The following is a 14915-nucleotide window of genomic DNA, read 5'->3' as shown; positions in this document are numbered from 1 at the left end:
CTCTGTTGATTAAGGACATCTTAAATAAACCTATTAGGAGGGCTAATTATGAAATTGAAGGAATCAAACCTAAAGAAAATAGAACCAATCGATTGCCGCCATTTTATTAATGGAGATTATATAGATTCTACAAGTTTAAAAACCTTTGAAAATATCAATCCGGCTACAGAAGAAGTGATAGGGACGGTTGCTGAGGGAGGAAAGGAAGAAATTGATTTAGCTGTTGCAGCAGCAAAGAAAGCTTTAAAGGGACCATGGAAGCACCTTACATCGATGGAACGCTCAAATTTATTACGTCGAATTGGGGATGGGATTTTAGAGAGAAAGGAAGAATTAGCGACACTTGAATCCTATGATACTGGAAAGCCATATGAGCTAGCACTTGAGATGGATATTACTCGTTCAGCTTATAACTTCTACTTTTTTGCTGATTACCTTACATCTATGGGTACAGAGGCATACCAACAAGACGATAAAGCTATTCATTATTCTTTACGTCGTCCTGTTGGTGTTGTAGGAATGATTAATCCGTGGAATTTACCATTACTTTTACTGTCGTGGAAGTTAGCTCCTTGTCTTGCTGCTGGTAATACTGCAGTAATGAAGCCTGCAGAGTGGACACCAATGACAGCAACTGTTTTAGCTGAGATTTGTAAAGAGGCTGGCGTTCCTGATGGAGTAATAAATCTAGTACATGGATTTGGCGCTGATGCTGCTGGTGCTGCATTAACAGAACACCCTGATGTTGATGCAATTACGTTCACTGGGGAAACAAAAACAGGTACAGCGATTATGAAAGCTGCCGCACCAACGTTAAAGAAATTGTCTTATGAATTAGGCGGGAAAAATCCCAATATTATATTCGCTGACTCGGACCTAGATGAAGTTATTGATACAACGTTAAAATCAAGTTTTATGAATCAAGGGGAAGTGTGCCTTTGTGGCTCTCGTATTTACGTTGAAAGCGCAGTTTATGAAACATTTGTTGAAAAGTTCGTCAGTCGTACAAAAGAACTTCAAGTAGGAGATCCTTTTCAAGAGGGTACCAAAGTAGGTGCTGTTATTAGCAAGGAGCATTATGAGCGTGTAAATTATTATATTGAACTTGCTAAAGAAGATGGTGGTGCAATTTTAACTGGTGGAGGTCGTCCTGAAGGAATAGATAAAGGTTACTTTATTTCACCTACTATAATTACAGGTTTAGATAAGGACTCAAGGTGCGTACGAGAAGAGATTTTTGGTCCTGTTGTAACCGTGCTTCCTTTTGATACAGAGGAAGAGGTCATTGAACAAGCGAACGATACTCATTATGGACTAGGGACTTCAATATGGACAAATGATTTACGAAGAGCACATCGTGTTGCGCATCAAATTGAAGCAGGTATTATATGGGTGAATACGTGGTATTTACGTGATTTACGCACTCCTTTTGGAGGAATGAAACAAAGTGGTTTAGGGCGTGAGGGTGGTCACCATAGCTTTGAATTTTACAGTGAATTATCAAATGTAACGATTAAATTGTAAAAGGTTAAAAGGAAAGGTGGCTTACATGCTAATGACGAGAACTATAGAGCTTTCACAGTATTTATTAAAAGCTGAAGAGTCAAGGGAAGGAATCCAGCCGTTAACAGAGCTAGAGCCTAACTTAACACCAAGAGATGCGTATCAAGTTCAATTGGAGACTATAAAACAAAAGGTAAACGATGGTCAACGAATTGTTGGAAAAAAGATTGGACTTACCTCATTAGCAATGCAACAACTATTAGGGGTAGGGGAGCCTGATTATGGTCATTTGCTTGATAGTATGGTCATTCAAAATGGTGGAGATATTCCGTTTCAACGAGTAATGCAGCCGAAAGTAGAGGCGGAAGTAGCATTTGTTCTAAAAGATGAGTTAAAAGGGCCAAATGTTACTGTTGAAGATGTCTTACAGGCTACTGATTTTGTACTTCCAGCTCTAGAAATTGTTGATAGTCGCATAACAGATTGGAAAATTAAGTTGTCAGATACGATTGCTGATAATGCTTCTTCAGGATTGTACGTTCTTGGAAATACTCCTGTAAGTGTGGACCAAGTTGACTTGGCTGCAGTACATATGGAGTTTTATAAAGATAACGAACTCATAAATACAGGTACAGGTGCAGCAGCACTAGGTCACCCTGCTAATTGTGTCGCTTGGCTTGCAAATAAGCTATCAGAGTTTGACATCTCACTAAACCCAGGAGAAGTGATACTTTCTGGAGCATTATCAGCTGCTGTCGACGCGGAGCCTGGACAGTATTTTAAGGCAAAAATTGATGTATTAGGAGAAGTAAGTGTCCGTTTTGTCCCATGAGTAAAATAAGAAGGGAGTACTTTATATGAAGAAATTGAAAGTAGGTATAATTGGCTCCGGGAACATAGGAACCGATTTAATGCTTAAATTACAGCGCTCAAAGCTTTTAGAAATGTCAGTGATGATTGGTATCGATCCTCAGTCAGACGGGATACGAAGAGCAAAGGCTTATGGTCATCACGTCATTGTTAATGGAATAGAGGGCTTCTTAGAGCGTCAAGAATTGGCTGATATATTATTTGATGCAACATCTGCTAAAGCACATTATCATCATGTTGAGTCATTAAAAGGGACGGGAAAAACAATTATTGATTTAACACCAGCTGCTATTGGGCCATTTGTTGTGCCTCCTGTAAATTTAGGTGCTCACAAGGATGAACAAGTTGTAAATATGATTACATGTGGTGGGCAAGCAACAATTCCTATTGTTCATGCTGTTAATAAAGTCAGCTCGGTAGAATATGCCGAGATTGTGGCAACGATTGCAAGTAAAAGTGCCGGTCCTGGTACTAGAGCCAATATTGATGAATTTACAGTAACAACAGCTCGCGGTATTGAAGAATTAGGTGGCGCCCAAAAAGGAAAAGCCATTATTATTTTAAACCCAGCTGAGCCTCCTATTTTAATGCGGGATACAGTCTATTGTCATGTACAGAAAGGAACACTTAATAAGGAAGGAATTATAAAATCCATTGAACATATGGTAAAGGCAGTGTCTGAATATGTTCCGGGCTACCGATTACGCACAGAGCCTATCTTTGATGGTGATAAAGTAACAGTTTTCCTAGAGGTTGAAGGAGTGGGGGATTACCTGCCAAACTATTCAGGAAACTTAGATATTATGACAGCATCAGCAGTTAAGGTAGCTGAAGAATTAGCAACGCATAAAATTACAAAAACAAAATCGATAAAAACGACGTAAGGACAGAAAGGAAGGGGTAAAAACTATGGCCGAACGTGACATATTTATTACCGAGGTAGCACTAAGAGACGGAAGTCATGCCATTGCTCATCAATATACTACGGAACAAGTAGTTGAAATGGCAAAGGCTTTGGATAAAGCTAATGTACCTTATATTGAAGTTGCACATGGAGATGGATTAGGGGGTTCTTCTTTACAATATGGCCAATCTGCTGTAAATGAAATGGAATTAATTGATGCAGCAGTTTCAGTTTGTAAACATAGTAAAATAGCTGTTCTATTACTACCTGGAATAGGGACAGTGGAAAATTTAAAAGAAGCGTCTAATTTAGGAGCTAAAATGGCAAGAATAGCAACTCACGTAACAGAGGCTGATGTATCTAGACAGCATCTTTCTGTTGCTAAGGAGCTAGGTATGGAGACTGTTGGATTTTTGATGATGGCACATATGGCTCCTATCGAAACGTTAGTGCACCAGGCAAAGCTAATGGAAGGTTATGGGGCTGATACAGTCTATGTTGTCGATTCTGCAGGAACACTCTTGCCGCATCAGGTGAGAGAGAGAATTCGTGCACTTCGGGAAAACCTCAAGTGCGATATAGGCTTTCATGGTCATAATAACTTGTCTCTAGCAATGGCAAATACATTAGTAGCGATTGAAGAAGGAGCAACTCGTATAGATGGTAGTCTTCGTTGTTTAGGGGCTGGTGCGGGGAATACTCAAACAGAAGTGTTGGTAGCTGTACTGGATAGAATGGGAATTCAGACTGGTGTGGATACCTACAAAATAATGGATGCAGCTGAAGACATAGCAGCACCACTTCTACCAAAACCTCAAGAAATCACAAAGGGAAGCCTCGTATTAGGATATGCTGGCGTATACTCTAGTTTCTTACTCCATGCTTACCGAGCTGCTGAGCGCTTCCAACTGGATCCAAGAGATATTCTTGTAGAGCTAGGGAAACGAAAAGTAGTAGGTGGCCAGGAAGATATGATTATCGACGTAGCAAGTGAGATAGCTCAAAAACAAGGAATGAAAGTCTAGGAGGATGATATTATGAGTTTACAAGAATTAGCAAAACAGCTTGACTATCACTATCAACAAGGTGAGGAACTAGATAAAATTACAATTACTAATCCTAATCTAACTGTAGAGGATGCTTATGATATACAAAGGCTATCAATAGAAGAAGCGATTAAACGTGGTGATCGTTTAATTGGTTGGAAAATGGGATTAACAAGTAAAGCAAAACAAGTTTCCGTAGGTGTAGAAGAGGCGATTTATGGAAGGCTTACCGCTTCTATGGAACTTTCTGAGCCAGTTTTACATTTAGACGGATTGATTCATCCGAGAGTAGAACCGGAATTTGCTTTTGTATTAAAAAAAGAGTTAGGTGGGGAAAACGTCACACCACGTGATGTCTGGTTAGCTACTGAGTGTGTAGTTCCAGCGTTAGAAGTGATTGACAGTCGCTATAAAAACTTTTCATTTACATTAGTAGATGTAGTGGCAGATAACGCATCATCTACGAAGTTTATATTAGGAGACCAAGCCTTCTCTCCGTATCATACATCTTGGGATAAAGTGGTGGTTGATATGTATCGAAATGGAGAAAAAGTACAATCAGGTGTTGGATCAGCTGTCTTAAATCATCCTGTTAGGTCTGTAGTTGAACTGACAAAAATGCTAAGTAGAAGTAACCTTACACTTCAACCTGGTATGGTCATTCTAGTAGGGGGAATTACAGAAGCTGTTAGTGTATTTGAAGGTGATAACATTGAGGTACATTATGACCAGCTGGGTACGTTAAGTTTAAAAGTTGAGAAGTAGAAAAGAGGAGAGACTATGCCGATTGCAAAAATTCACATTCTTGAAGGAAGAAGTCGTGAGCAAAAGCAAGAACTCATTCAAGAAGTTACAGGTGCGATTAATCGTAGTTTAGGGGCGAATCCTGAAAAGATAAAAGTTCTACTTATAGAAATTCCAAAAGACAATTGGGCAACTGCTGGAGTAACAAAATCAGAAGAAGATAATCGAGCATCTCTTTCTTAATAGTGGAGGATCAGTTATGAAAACACATTATGAAACTCCTAAATTAACAGGTACAGTATTAGCTATTGGTGCATTTGATGGTGTCCATCGTGGACACCAAATAGTCATACGTGAAGCAGTACAGCGAAGTAAGTTGTATAACGTTTCAAGCACTGTCTATACATTTGATCCTCCTCCACGTGCGTATTTTCAGGGAAAGCAAATCTTGTCTCCAATTAAAGAAAAATTACGTAGATTAAGTCTTCTTGAAGTAGACCATACAGTTATTGCTCCTTTTAATGATGAATACCTAACACGAAGTGCTTCAGAATTTATAAGGGAGATAGCCCTTCTAAATCCAGTAGAAATTCTAGTTGGTAAAGATTTTCATTTTGGTCAAAACCGAGAAGGCAATGTAAATCTGTTATCAAGTTACTTTAAAGTGAAAGTGATAGAACCGGTATGTTGTTCAAATGGTGAAATGATTTCTTCAACTAGGATAAGGGAGTTAGTTTCTCTCGGTAAATATAAAAAAGCATTTACATTATTAGGTTGGCCAGTCTATTAAGCTATTATTAATTTTCTGAATTTTAGTACAAATAAAAACAGGGGGTTTAGAAATGAAAAAGTTTAAACGAATGGCTTCAATTGTAGCTGCTTCTGCGATGGTACTTTTTGCAGCGGCCTGTGGTGGTGGTGCTGAACAGAGTTCATCACCAGAACCATCTTCAGACTCAGATACAACAAATGTAACAGAGGTATCAGAGGGAGAAGAGTACTCTTTTAAGTTAGCTCATATTACACCTACTTCTCATATGTGGCATTTAGCTGCAGAGAGGTTTGGTGAAGAATTAAATGAGCGCTCAAATGGTCGTATGGATTTAGAAATTTATCCAGCTAGCCAATTAGGGACAGAGGGGGATATGGTACAGCAAATTCAATCTGGAACTGTAGATTTTGGTTTAATTACAGCTGCATATATGAGTTCTCGCTCACCCTCTTTTGCAGCATGGTTTACACCTTATGCATTTGAAGATTTAGTATCAGCTCATGAAGCTAGGGAGTCAGATGTTGCTAAGAAAATTTTAGGTACTCTAGACGACCAAGGTTTGGTTGGGTTAGATTATTTGTTCGCAGGTCAAAGAGTAATGCTCTTTAAAGATAAAGAAGTATTAACACCTTCTGATATGAATGGTCTTCAACTTCGTGTAACTCCAAGTCCTCCAATGCAGGATTTCTATCGTTCAGCTGGGGCTGGAACGGAAGGACTTCCTCTTCCTGAAGTATATGCGGCTGTCCAAACAGGTGTTATTGACGGTATGGATATGGACTTAGATGCGACTATCACAAATAACTATTTTGAAGTTGTTCAATATGGTGCTGTTACCAATCATATGGTTTGGCCGTCTGTTGCAATGGTAAACAAAGCAACATTTGAAGGAATGTCTGCTGAAGACCAACAAATTATTCGTGATGCTATGAAAGCTGCTGCCGACTATGCTGTAACTACAAGGGCAGCTCAAGAAGAAGAATTTAAGGAGATTCTACGTGGAGAAGGTATGACAATTTATGAGTTAGGTTCTGAAGTCTTTGAAGAGCAAATTAAAGAATTTGATGAAAAGTATGGACCAACAGATCCACTTATTCAAGAATTTATTGACACATTTAGAAATTAGAAAAATCTAAAGGGGGGACATCTATATGAAAACGTTGAGTAATGGGATATCAAAAATAGAAAAGACCCTAGCTATTGTACTGATGTTTTCTATGGCTGCTATTGTAAGTATGGCTGTTGTCTTTAGGTACTTCCTCAATTCCCCCTTATCCTGGGCAGGGGAAGTATCTATATTTCTATTAATTTGGATTACTTTTATTGGAGGTAGCTTGGGACTTAAATATAAGTCCCAAGCTTCTGTTACTATTCTTATAGAGTATGTACCAGAAAAAATAAAAAGAATAATCCTTGTTTTCGGACATGTTTTGATGCTTACTTTTCTATTTTTGGTGCTTTATTATAGCTATACTTGGATTTTTTCTCCAGGAGTCAGTTTTCAAAAGTCAACAGCAACTCAAATACCGATGTGGATCCCCTTTAGTGCTGTACCTCTTGGACTAACTTTTGCTTCGATTCATATCATTTCAAATCTCTTAGACATAATTAGAAAGGGGGAGCAGGAATGACAGCATTGGTTATTATTTTATTTTTTGTATTTCTATTAATGGGTATACCTATTTCTCTAGTACTTGGGATGACAACAGTTCTTTATTTCCTATTTGTCGGTAATCCAGCACTGCTTGAATCAATGCCAATGAGATTATTTTCAGGTTTGGAAAACTTTGGTCTCCTAGCGATCCCTTTATTTATGTTAGCGGGAGAATTGATGAATGGTGGTGGGATTACCACTCGTCTTGTTAAATTTTCAAAGGTAATGATTGGTCATGTTCGTGGAGGTTTAGCATATGTAACAATTGTTTCTAATATGTTTTTGGCCTCAATTTTAGGTTCTGCTAATGCACAGGCTGCAATGATGAGTAAAATTATGGTACCTGAAATGGAACGCGAAGGGTATAAAAGAGAGTTTTCCGCTGCGTTAACACTCTCATCTTCAATCGTAGCCCCTATCATTCCTCCAAGTATGATATTCATTATTTATGGGACATTATCTGGTACATCAATTGGTGGGCTATTTATGGCAGGGATAGTTCCTGGTATTATGTATGGAATTGGATTTATCTCACTAATAGCTTATTTAGGTTATAAATATAACTTTCCAAAAAGTGAGCGTTCAACTGGAAAAGAAATGCTCAAAGCTACACTAAATGTACTACCAGCACTTCTTGTACCTTTTATTATTATATTTGGTATACTAAGTGGGATTTTTACAGCAACTGAATCTGCTGCTGTAGCATGTTTGGTTGCTTATTTAGTAGGAGCATTTTGGTACCGAGAATTAAAAGTTAAAAAAGCTCCTTCCATATTAATTAATACAGTTATTAGTACCGCTACAGTTACCTTTTTAATTGCTATGGCTAATATTTTTGGATGGATGATTGCATTTGAGCAAATTCCTCAACTAATAGCAAATGGAATGCTTTCCCTTTCAGAAAATCCAATTGTTTTTCTTTTATTAGTAAATATTATGTTACTAGTTCTTGGGGCAGTTTTAGATGGTATTGCAGCACTTATCATCTTAATTCCTGTATTAATGCCTTTAGTTATTGCTTTTCAAATTGACCCTATACATTTTGGTGTTATTATTTGTATAAATTTAACTATTGGTTTACTGACTCCACCAGTAGGTACAGGTCTATTTATTGTTTCCTCAATTGCTGAAGTTAGATTTGAGCGATTAGTTAAAGCAATACTACCATTTTTACTAATGGGAATTTTTGTTTTATTTGTAATAACGTATTGGGAAGATGCAGTCTTATGGATTCCTAGGTTACTAGGATTTTAAAAACTGTTTTTAAAGAATCCCACTTGTAACTTAATAGAGAGTGAACATTAAAACAATAAGTTTGTTAGAAATTAAATAACCCTGTTCACAGGAAATTCCATCTGTGGCCGGGTTATTTATATTTATAAAATACTATGAATAGAACAACCAATATTGTTCAATACATTACAGAAAAAAATTTCTGAAAAGAAAAATGGGATGCTAACGGCAATAGAAGATATGTCATCTATTAGCGAGGAGACAGCAGCAAGTGCTGAGGAAGTTTCAGCTACATCTAATGAACAAACTCGTTCAACTGAGGAATTGTTAGAATTAGCAAAAAAACTTCAACATTTTTCCACAGTACTTCAAGAAAGAATCAATAAATACAAGTTATAAATTAGTATTATACCATTCCTTGTACATAAAGCAGGGCTGGTATTTTTTGTAGATACGTTACGTAACTTTATAAAATAATTCTTAATTTTTATAATATAACAGAAGAATTTTTAATTTAACTGTAGTATAATAGTTCACGAGGAAAAGTTTAACTATTCGGAATTATACTTAATTATTTTGAAGGAGGATTCATACTATGGAAAATTATACGAAAGTAGGAAATCTTCAAGTTGCAACAGAACTCTTTGAATTTATTAATTCAGAAGCTCTTCCTGAAAGTGGTCTATCTAAGGAAGAATTTTGGTTGGGCTTTGAGAAAATCATTCATGATTTAGCCCCTGAAAACAGTGCATTATTAGCAAAGCGTGAAAATTTACAAAAAGCGATTGATACATGGCATAAAGAAAACAAGGATAAATTTGAATTCGATAAATATAAATCTTTTTTAGAGGCGATTGGATATCTTGAAACAGAAGTAGAAGATTTTGAAATTGCAACTGAAGGGGTAGATGAAGAGATTGCATCTCAAGCAGGTCCGCAATTAGTAGTACCAGTCAATAATGCACGTTATGCAATTAATGCTGCTAATGCAAGGTGGGGTAGTTTATATGATGCATTATATGGAACAGATGCTATTAGTGAGGAAGATGGAGCTGAAAAACAAGCGTCATATAACCCTGTTCGTGGGGAAAAGGTAATTTCCTATGCAAAGGACTTTCTTGACCAAGCGGCTCCATTAAATACAGGTTCCCATAAAGATGCAGTAAAATACACAATTTCAAATGGTCAGCTAATAGTATCGCTACAAAGTGGTGAGGCAAAGCTTGCAGATGATACAAAGTTTGTTGGCTACCAAGGACAACTTGAAGAACCAGAAGCAATTTTATTGAAAAATAATGGCTTACATTTTGAAATCCAAATTGATCGTGAGCACCCAATTGGAAAAACAGATACTGCAGGTGTGAAAGATGTGTTGATGGAAGCAGCACTTACGACAATTATGGACTGTGAAGATTCCGTTGCAGCTGTAGATGCTGAAGATAAGGTAGAAGTGTATCGTAATTGGCTAGGATTAATGAAAGGCGATTTAACTGCTACGTTCGCAAAAGGAAGTAAAACAGTAACACGTGCTCTTAACCCTGATCGCACGTACTCTACTCCATCAGGTGGAGAACTGACACTATCGGGACGTTCTCTTATGTTCGTTCGTAACGTAGGACATTTAATGACGAATAATGCAGTATTAGACCAAAATGGTGAAGAAGTACCTGAGGGTATTTTAGATGGTGTAATTACTAGCTTACTATCAAAACATGAGCTAATAAGAAACGGAAAGCATCAAAATTCAACTAAAGGTTCTGTTTACATTGTTAAACCAAAAATGCACGGTTCAGAAGAAGTAGGTTTTGCTAATACTTTATTCAATCGTGTGGAAGATTTGCTAGGGTTAGAGCGCCACACATTAAAAATAGGGGTAATGGATGAAGAACGTAGAACTTCATTGAACCTAAAAAATTGTATTAATGAAGTAAAGGAAAGAGTTGTCTTCATTAATACTGGATTCCTTGATCGTACTGGTGATGAAATGCATACATCAATGGAAGCGGGCCCTATGATTCGTAAAGGTGATATGAAAACGTCTACATGGTTACAATCCTATGAGAAATCAAATGTAAATGTAGGGCTAGATTGCGGATTACCTGGTCGTGCCCAAATTGGAAAAGGTATGTGGGCAATGCCAGACTTAATGGCAGAAATGCTGAAGCAAAAAGGTGGTCAATTACAAGCTGGTGCAAATACAGCTTGGGTTCCATCACCAACAGCGGCAGCGTTACATGCTCTTCACTATCATCAAGTAAACGTAACAGATGTTCAAGAAGAACTAGCAAAAGGAATTAAAGATTTACGTAATGAAATTCTTGAGATTCCAGTAACGCAAACACCTGAATGGAGCTCTGATGAAGTTCAACAGGAATTAGATAATAACGCACAAGGAATCCTTGGCTATGTTGTGCGTTGGGTAGAACAAGGAGTAGGTTGTTCGAAGGTACCAGACATTAATAATGTAGGATTAATGGAGGACCGTGCAACATTACGTATTTCTAGTCAGCATATGGCAAACTGGTTACGTCATGGAATTTGCACAGAAGAGCAAGTAGTAGAAACAATGAAACGTATGGCAAAAGTAGTCGATAAGCAAAATGAGGATGACCCTGAATATCGTCCAATGGCAGTTGACTATGATAATTCAGTTGCATTCCAAGCAGCTTGTGAGCTTGTATTCAAAGGTTGCGAACAGCCAAGTGGATACACTGAACCTATTTTACACCGCCGTCGTATCGAGGCAAAATCTAAGATTCTAGCAAAATAATGATAATAAAAACAAGCAGCATCCTATAATAAAGGGTGCTGCTTGTTTATGTTTTCTCAATTATCCCTTCAATGAATCAGTAAATTGATAAGCAGCAGAGGCAGCTCGCATTTGTTTTATCAATTTTTCGTATTTCAATGTTACATCAAAATTTCTAGGAGTTTTAACGGATGAAAAATAATGAAATGTACCAGTATTTTTAAACCAATCTTTCGTTGAGATGCCTTGTGCTTCTTCATCTTTCCAGGCTTCAGTTAAATGTGGGCTATAAATTTTATTTGTTTCGCTACCTTTGTTTGGAGTAAATATATGAGGCCAATAATCTGACCGAGAGCCGCTATGAGGATGATTATTAATAAAAGCAAGGCAATCCTGGAAGATAGGTTTAATCCCAAATAAAATTCCGTAGAGCCGTTTTCCTACATTAATACGGGTAGAAATAGATGTGAAGTTAGTCACTGATATACCAGCAAGACGTATTTTTGATGTTTTATAAATATAAGGAAACAAAACTAGATTAAATTGTAAAAGTTCCTGAGCTTGAAAAGGCCATGTGTTTATGACATTTGATTCAAAGTAGAGGTTTCTAATAACTGGTTTTTCTATATAGTGTTGTTCGTTGATAATTAAGGCGATTGTAAGTAGTTTAGAATCTTGGTTATATAAAAAATGTTCCCAAATTGGCTTCATAAATGAAGAAACACCAAAGTAAGGAAGAAGGTAAAAAAGATTTTTCCTCCTTTTTTTACTTTCTTCATATAGTAGTAGTTGTGGATAAGCATCGTGGAATATAAGAAAGTTAGCTCTTTCTAAGAATAGAAAATAATCTGTTCTCCTTTTTTCAGTGAAAACCTCTTGTAAAATGCTCCCCTTTAAATCAGTCATGTTCCAACCGCCATTTCTAGACACTAAATGGGCTAACAATGCCCAGTGTACTTCCATATTGTTCTGAAAGAATGTGAGGTAAGCATTTGTACGAGTTATATTGTTTAGATTCTTTTTATTTGTTGTCTTCATTATCTCTTTGACTAAAGTTTTATCTGTTTCTGAAAGTGTAGGAATTTCTTTAGGGGATGCTTCTACTTCTACTTCTTGTTTTATTTTTTGTAATTCCTTTTTATCGACTTCAAGTTGGTTCCAATGAAATGTCGCATTAGATTCATATTTATATTGCTCATAAGAGTGTGTTGCGATATCTATTAACTCGGTTGGAAATTGGAGTATTTTCTTAAGTAAGCTCATAACTGTAACCTCCCTACTTTATGTATATTTCGTAAGGGAGGCTTTAGAGACAAAAGATAGTTAATTTTTTATGACGTATTTTTTTACACTGATTATAGGGAAACTGATACTTGTTGTTTATTAACATAATAGACCCATTCAGTGAAGCCAATCTGTTTTAACCTATCTCTTACAAGCTCAAACTCGTCACCCACTCGGTAGGGATCATGGGCATCAGAACCGAATGTGACGTAAACATGATGATGTAATGCTCTTTCTAATATTTCATCTGATGGATACCAGCCACCTGAATCCTTTGTTTTTCCTGATGTATTGATTTCTATTGCAATACCTTTTTCTCCAATAACTTTCAGAGTTTGGTCAATGACCTCTGTTTCAATCGCAGAGAATTCTGGATAGAAGCCTTTCATAGCATCAATATGCCCTAACACTTGAAACATCCCGCATCGAGCAGACTGTTCAATTATTTTATAATAAGTATCCTTCGTTCTCTTTTTCTCTGAATTAGAAAGACCTTCCCACCTTCCTTTTTTGAAAATGCTAATATCGTCGACGAAATGAACTGAGCCAATTATGTAGTCGAATGGGTAGTTATTTAATTGATTTTGATAAGCACCCATATTTCCTTCAAAGAAATCACATTCAATTCCAAGTAATACTTGAATTTGTTCTTTATATTTTTCTTTTAGTGCAAGCACTTCTTTTACATAGTTAGGGAAATCACTCTTTGCCATTGTTATTCCTGGACTAGGATGGTCTTCTTTTTTATGAAAATAAGGGGAATGATCAGCAATTCCAATAACTTGTAGTCCTTCATCTATTGCTGCCTTTATATAGTCCTCTATTTCTCCCCTTGCATGTCCACAACGGTCATGGTGTGTGTGTAAGTCAAATTTAATTGGGTTTGTAGCAGGATTCATTTTGTACTTCCTTTCCGTATAGGGATTAAGCTATGTAGTATGTAGGATAGTCAGAATGAAGGCTAACTATGAGTTGAGAAGAAATAATATTGTAAACGGATAGGTAAAGAAGTAGAATGAAAATATGTATAAATTTCTATAATTTTGAAGAAATATAATATTTTCACTATGCTAATAACGTTTTGTAATTTTATATGTTTGGGGAATGGTGGGGTTAAATGGATCATTCAAAATGGTTTGTAGGCGTATTGTTGTGTGTAGCACTATTAGCTGGATGCAATAATGAAAGATTAGAAATTGATAGTGTACTAGAAAGAGATGAAGAGTTACCAGTAATAAGAATTATTTCAGATTCTCAAGGAGCAATTTCTTTCTTTCAGCAAGAAGAACAAGCAATTGCTGAGAAGATTGGAGTTCAGTTAGAACATTTCTTTCAGATAGAATAACTGATAGAGTAGAAGATTTCCTCTATTCTAGTAATCAGGTATTTGACATATTTGTATTATTTCCCGGGACAGTGCCTCAATATGTCGAAAAGGATTTTCTTCTACCACTTGATAACTATATAGAAAATTTATCAGACCTAGAAGATATTCTTCCAATTTATCGTGAAATGTATATGGAATACGATGGGCATAAGTATGGAATGGTTTACGACGGAGACGCACATTTACTTTTTTATAGAAAAGATTTGTTTGAAAAATATAATGATGAATATTATGCTCTTTATGGATATGACCTTCACCCGCCAAAAAATTGGGAGGAACACGATCGTATTTCTGAGTTTCTTACTAAGGATCTAACAGGTGACGGACAGACAGATTTATATGGTACAGCTATCTTAGGTGGAGATGGTATGCGATATATATGGTTTTTAGAGCGTTATTTATCAATGGGAGGGAACTATTTTGATGAGGAAATGAAACCATTGATTAATAATGAGATTGGAATACATGTGTTACAGTCACTAATTGATTTAATTTAAATTTAGAAGTAATTGCGGAAGGTGTAGAAGAAAAAGAACAATTAGTATTTTTGAAGGAAAATCAATGTAATGAGCTTCAAGGATACTTCTTTAGTCGTCCAATACCGGCTAATGAATTTGAGAAAAGGTTTAAAGAGTTACAAGTTATTGCTAAAACATGGATGTAAAGAAAGGGCTGTTTAAAGAGTGCCGTATACCCTCTAAACAGCCCTTTGTCGATAAAAAGAGAGATTCGACAAAAAACGATTTTGTCAGAAAATTAGTGCCATTAT

General features: G+C 36.5%; 17 protein-coding genes. 15 read left to right on the top strand and 2 right to left on the bottom strand.

Annotation, left to right across the window (positions count from 1 at the left end; translation table 11 throughout):
- Positions 1-48 precede the first annotated feature (48 nt).
- The 12 genes from CD003_RS13290 to CD003_RS13235 all read left to right on the top strand — a co-directional run bounded on the left by CD003_RS13290 (position 49) and on the right by CD003_RS13235 (position 11496).
- Entirely contained in the window at positions 49-1524 is a 1476-nt protein-coding gene (locus tag CD003_RS13290; RefSeq protein WP_096201585.1) for an aldehyde dehydrogenase, read from the top strand.
- Between the two features lie 31 nt (positions 1525-1555).
- The gene (locus CD003_RS13285; protein ID WP_096202350.1) at positions 1556-2335 is read left to right on the top strand and encodes a 2-keto-4-pentenoate hydratase; all 780 of its coding nucleotides are present in this window, start codon (positions 1556-1558) and stop codon (positions 2333-2335) included.
- A 25-nt stretch (positions 2336-2360) separates the two neighbouring features.
- On the top strand, positions 2361-3257 hold the full coding sequence (locus CD003_RS13280; RefSeq protein ID WP_096201584.1) for an acetaldehyde dehydrogenase (acetylating): 897 nt from the start codon (positions 2361-2363) through the stop codon (positions 3255-3257).
- 25 nt (positions 3258-3282) lie between these two features.
- Entirely contained in the window at positions 3283-4302 is a 1020-nt protein-coding gene (gene dmpG / locus CD003_RS13275; protein WP_096201583.1) for a 4-hydroxy-2-oxovalerate aldolase, read from the top strand.
- 12 nt (positions 4303-4314) lie between these two features.
- Positions 4315-5088 (top strand): 2-keto-4-pentenoate hydratase, encoded by a 774-nt coding sequence (locus CD003_RS13270; protein ID WP_096201582.1) that lies wholly within the window; start codon positions 4315-4317, stop codon positions 5086-5088.
- A gap of 15 nt (positions 5089-5103) precedes the next feature.
- Positions 5104-5310, top strand: a complete 207-nt coding sequence (locus tag CD003_RS13265; RefSeq protein WP_096201581.1) for a 2-hydroxymuconate tautomerase — start codon at positions 5104-5106, stop codon at positions 5308-5310.
- 16 nt (positions 5311-5326) lie between these two features.
- Positions 5327-5857: an FAD synthetase family protein gene (locus CD003_RS13260; RefSeq protein WP_096201580.1), complete on the top strand. Its 531-nt coding sequence runs from the start codon at positions 5327-5329 to the stop codon at positions 5855-5857.
- A gap of 52 nt (positions 5858-5909) precedes the next feature.
- Entirely contained in the window at positions 5910-6965 is a 1056-nt protein-coding gene (locus CD003_RS13255; RefSeq protein ID WP_096201579.1) for a TRAP transporter substrate-binding protein, read from the top strand.
- Between the two features lie 25 nt (positions 6966-6990).
- The gene (locus tag CD003_RS13250; RefSeq protein WP_096201578.1) at positions 6991-7470 is read left to right on the top strand and encodes a TRAP transporter small permease; all 480 of its coding nucleotides are present in this window, start codon (positions 6991-6993) and stop codon (positions 7468-7470) included.
- Positions 7467-8747: a TRAP transporter large permease gene (locus CD003_RS13245; protein WP_096201577.1), complete on the top strand. Its 1281-nt coding sequence runs from the start codon at positions 7467-7469 to the stop codon at positions 8745-8747. The genes CD003_RS13250 and CD003_RS13245 overlap by 4 nt, the downstream gene beginning before the upstream one ends.
- A gap of 153 nt (positions 8748-8900) precedes the next feature.
- On the top strand, positions 8901-9125 hold the full coding sequence (locus CD003_RS13240) for a hypothetical protein (protein ID WP_096201576.1): 225 nt from the start codon (positions 8901-8903) through the stop codon (positions 9123-9125).
- Between the two features lie 196 nt (positions 9126-9321).
- Complete coding sequence (locus CD003_RS13235) at positions 9322-11496, top strand: malate synthase G (protein ID WP_096201575.1); 2175 nt, start codon at positions 9322-9324, stop codon at positions 11494-11496.
- A gap of 60 nt (positions 11497-11556) precedes the next feature.
- Here the strand turns inward: CD003_RS13235 and CD003_RS13230 are convergent, their stop codons facing one another.
- Both CD003_RS13230 and CD003_RS13225 read right to left on the bottom strand, forming a co-directional pair.
- Positions 11557-12738 carry a DUF2515 domain-containing protein gene (locus CD003_RS13230; RefSeq protein ID WP_096201574.1) on the bottom strand — a complete coding sequence of 394 codons (1182 nt, stop codon included), beginning with the start codon at positions 12736-12738 and terminating at the stop codon, positions 11557-11559.
- A gap of 92 nt (positions 12739-12830) precedes the next feature.
- Entirely contained in the window at positions 12831-13658 is an 828-nt protein-coding gene (locus tag CD003_RS13225; protein WP_179295548.1) for a histidinol-phosphatase, read from the bottom strand.
- A 218-nt stretch (positions 13659-13876) separates the two neighbouring features.
- Between CD003_RS13225 and CD003_RS13220 the strand changes: the two genes are divergently transcribed.
- From CD003_RS13220 to CD003_RS13210, 3 genes are read left to right on the top strand one after another with little or no spacing between them, the layout of a single operon-like run.
- Positions 13877-14104, top strand: coding sequence for a hypothetical protein (locus tag CD003_RS13220; RefSeq protein ID WP_096201573.1), 228 nt, complete (start codon positions 13877-13879; stop codon positions 14102-14104).
- Positions 14101-14643, top strand: a complete 543-nt coding sequence (locus tag CD003_RS13215; protein WP_096201572.1) for an ABC transporter substrate-binding protein — start codon at positions 14101-14103, stop codon at positions 14641-14643. The genes CD003_RS13220 and CD003_RS13215 overlap by 4 nt, the downstream gene beginning before the upstream one ends.
- 11 nt (positions 14644-14654) lie before the next feature.
- Positions 14655-14810 (top strand): EAL domain-containing protein, encoded by a 156-nt coding sequence (locus CD003_RS13210; RefSeq protein ID WP_096201571.1) that lies wholly within the window; start codon positions 14655-14657, stop codon positions 14808-14810.
- The last annotated feature ends 105 nt before the right edge of the window (positions 14811-14915 follow it).

The organism is Bacillus sp. FJAT-45350 (assembly GCF_002335805.1).
Taxonomy (GTDB): Bacteria; Bacillota; Bacilli; order Bacillales; family NISU01; genus FJAT-45350.
This window is presented reverse-complemented; position numbering and strand designations above follow the sequence as displayed.

Bases quoted from the DNA above. Each gene is read 5' to 3' on its own strand.
- CD003_RS13290 (WP_096201585.1), top strand. From the start codon at position 49: ATGAAATTGAAGGAATCAAACCTAAAGAAAATAGAACCAATCGATTGC.
- CD003_RS13285 (WP_096202350.1), top strand. From the start codon at position 1,556: ATGACGAGAACTATAGAGCTTTCACAGTATTTATTAAAAGCTGAAGAG.
- CD003_RS13280 (WP_096201584.1), top strand. From the start codon at position 2,361: ATGAAGAAATTGAAAGTAGGTATAATTGGCTCCGGGAACATAGGAACC.
- dmpG (WP_096201583.1), top strand. From the start codon at position 3,283: ATGGCCGAACGTGACATATTTATTACCGAGGTAGCACTAAGAGACGGA.
- CD003_RS13270 (WP_096201582.1), top strand. From the start codon at position 4,315: ATGAGTTTACAAGAATTAGCAAAACAGCTTGACTATCACTATCAACAA.
- CD003_RS13265 (WP_096201581.1), top strand. From the start codon at position 5,104: ATGCCGATTGCAAAAATTCACATTCTTGAAGGAAGAAGTCGTGAGCAA.
- CD003_RS13260 (WP_096201580.1), top strand. From the start codon at position 5,327: ATGAAAACACATTATGAAACTCCTAAATTAACAGGTACAGTATTAGCT.
- CD003_RS13255 (WP_096201579.1), top strand. From the start codon at position 5,910: ATGAAAAAGTTTAAACGAATGGCTTCAATTGTAGCTGCTTCTGCGATG.
- CD003_RS13250 (WP_096201578.1), top strand. From the start codon at position 6,991: ATGAAAACGTTGAGTAATGGGATATCAAAAATAGAAAAGACCCTAGCT.
- CD003_RS13245 (WP_096201577.1), top strand. From the start codon at position 7,467: ATGACAGCATTGGTTATTATTTTATTTTTTGTATTTCTATTAATGGGT.
- CD003_RS13235 (WP_096201575.1), top strand. From the start codon at position 9,322: ATGGAAAATTATACGAAAGTAGGAAATCTTCAAGTTGCAACAGAACTC.
- CD003_RS13230 (WP_096201574.1), bottom strand. From the start codon at position 12,738: ATGAGCTTACTTAAGAAAATACTCCAATTTCCAACCGAGTTAATAGAT.
- CD003_RS13225 (WP_179295548.1), bottom strand. From the start codon at position 13,658: ATGAATCCTGCTACAAACCCAATTAAATTTGACTTACACACACACCAT.
- CD003_RS13220 (WP_096201573.1), top strand. From the start codon at position 13,877: ATGGATCATTCAAAATGGTTTGTAGGCGTATTGTTGTGTGTAGCACTA.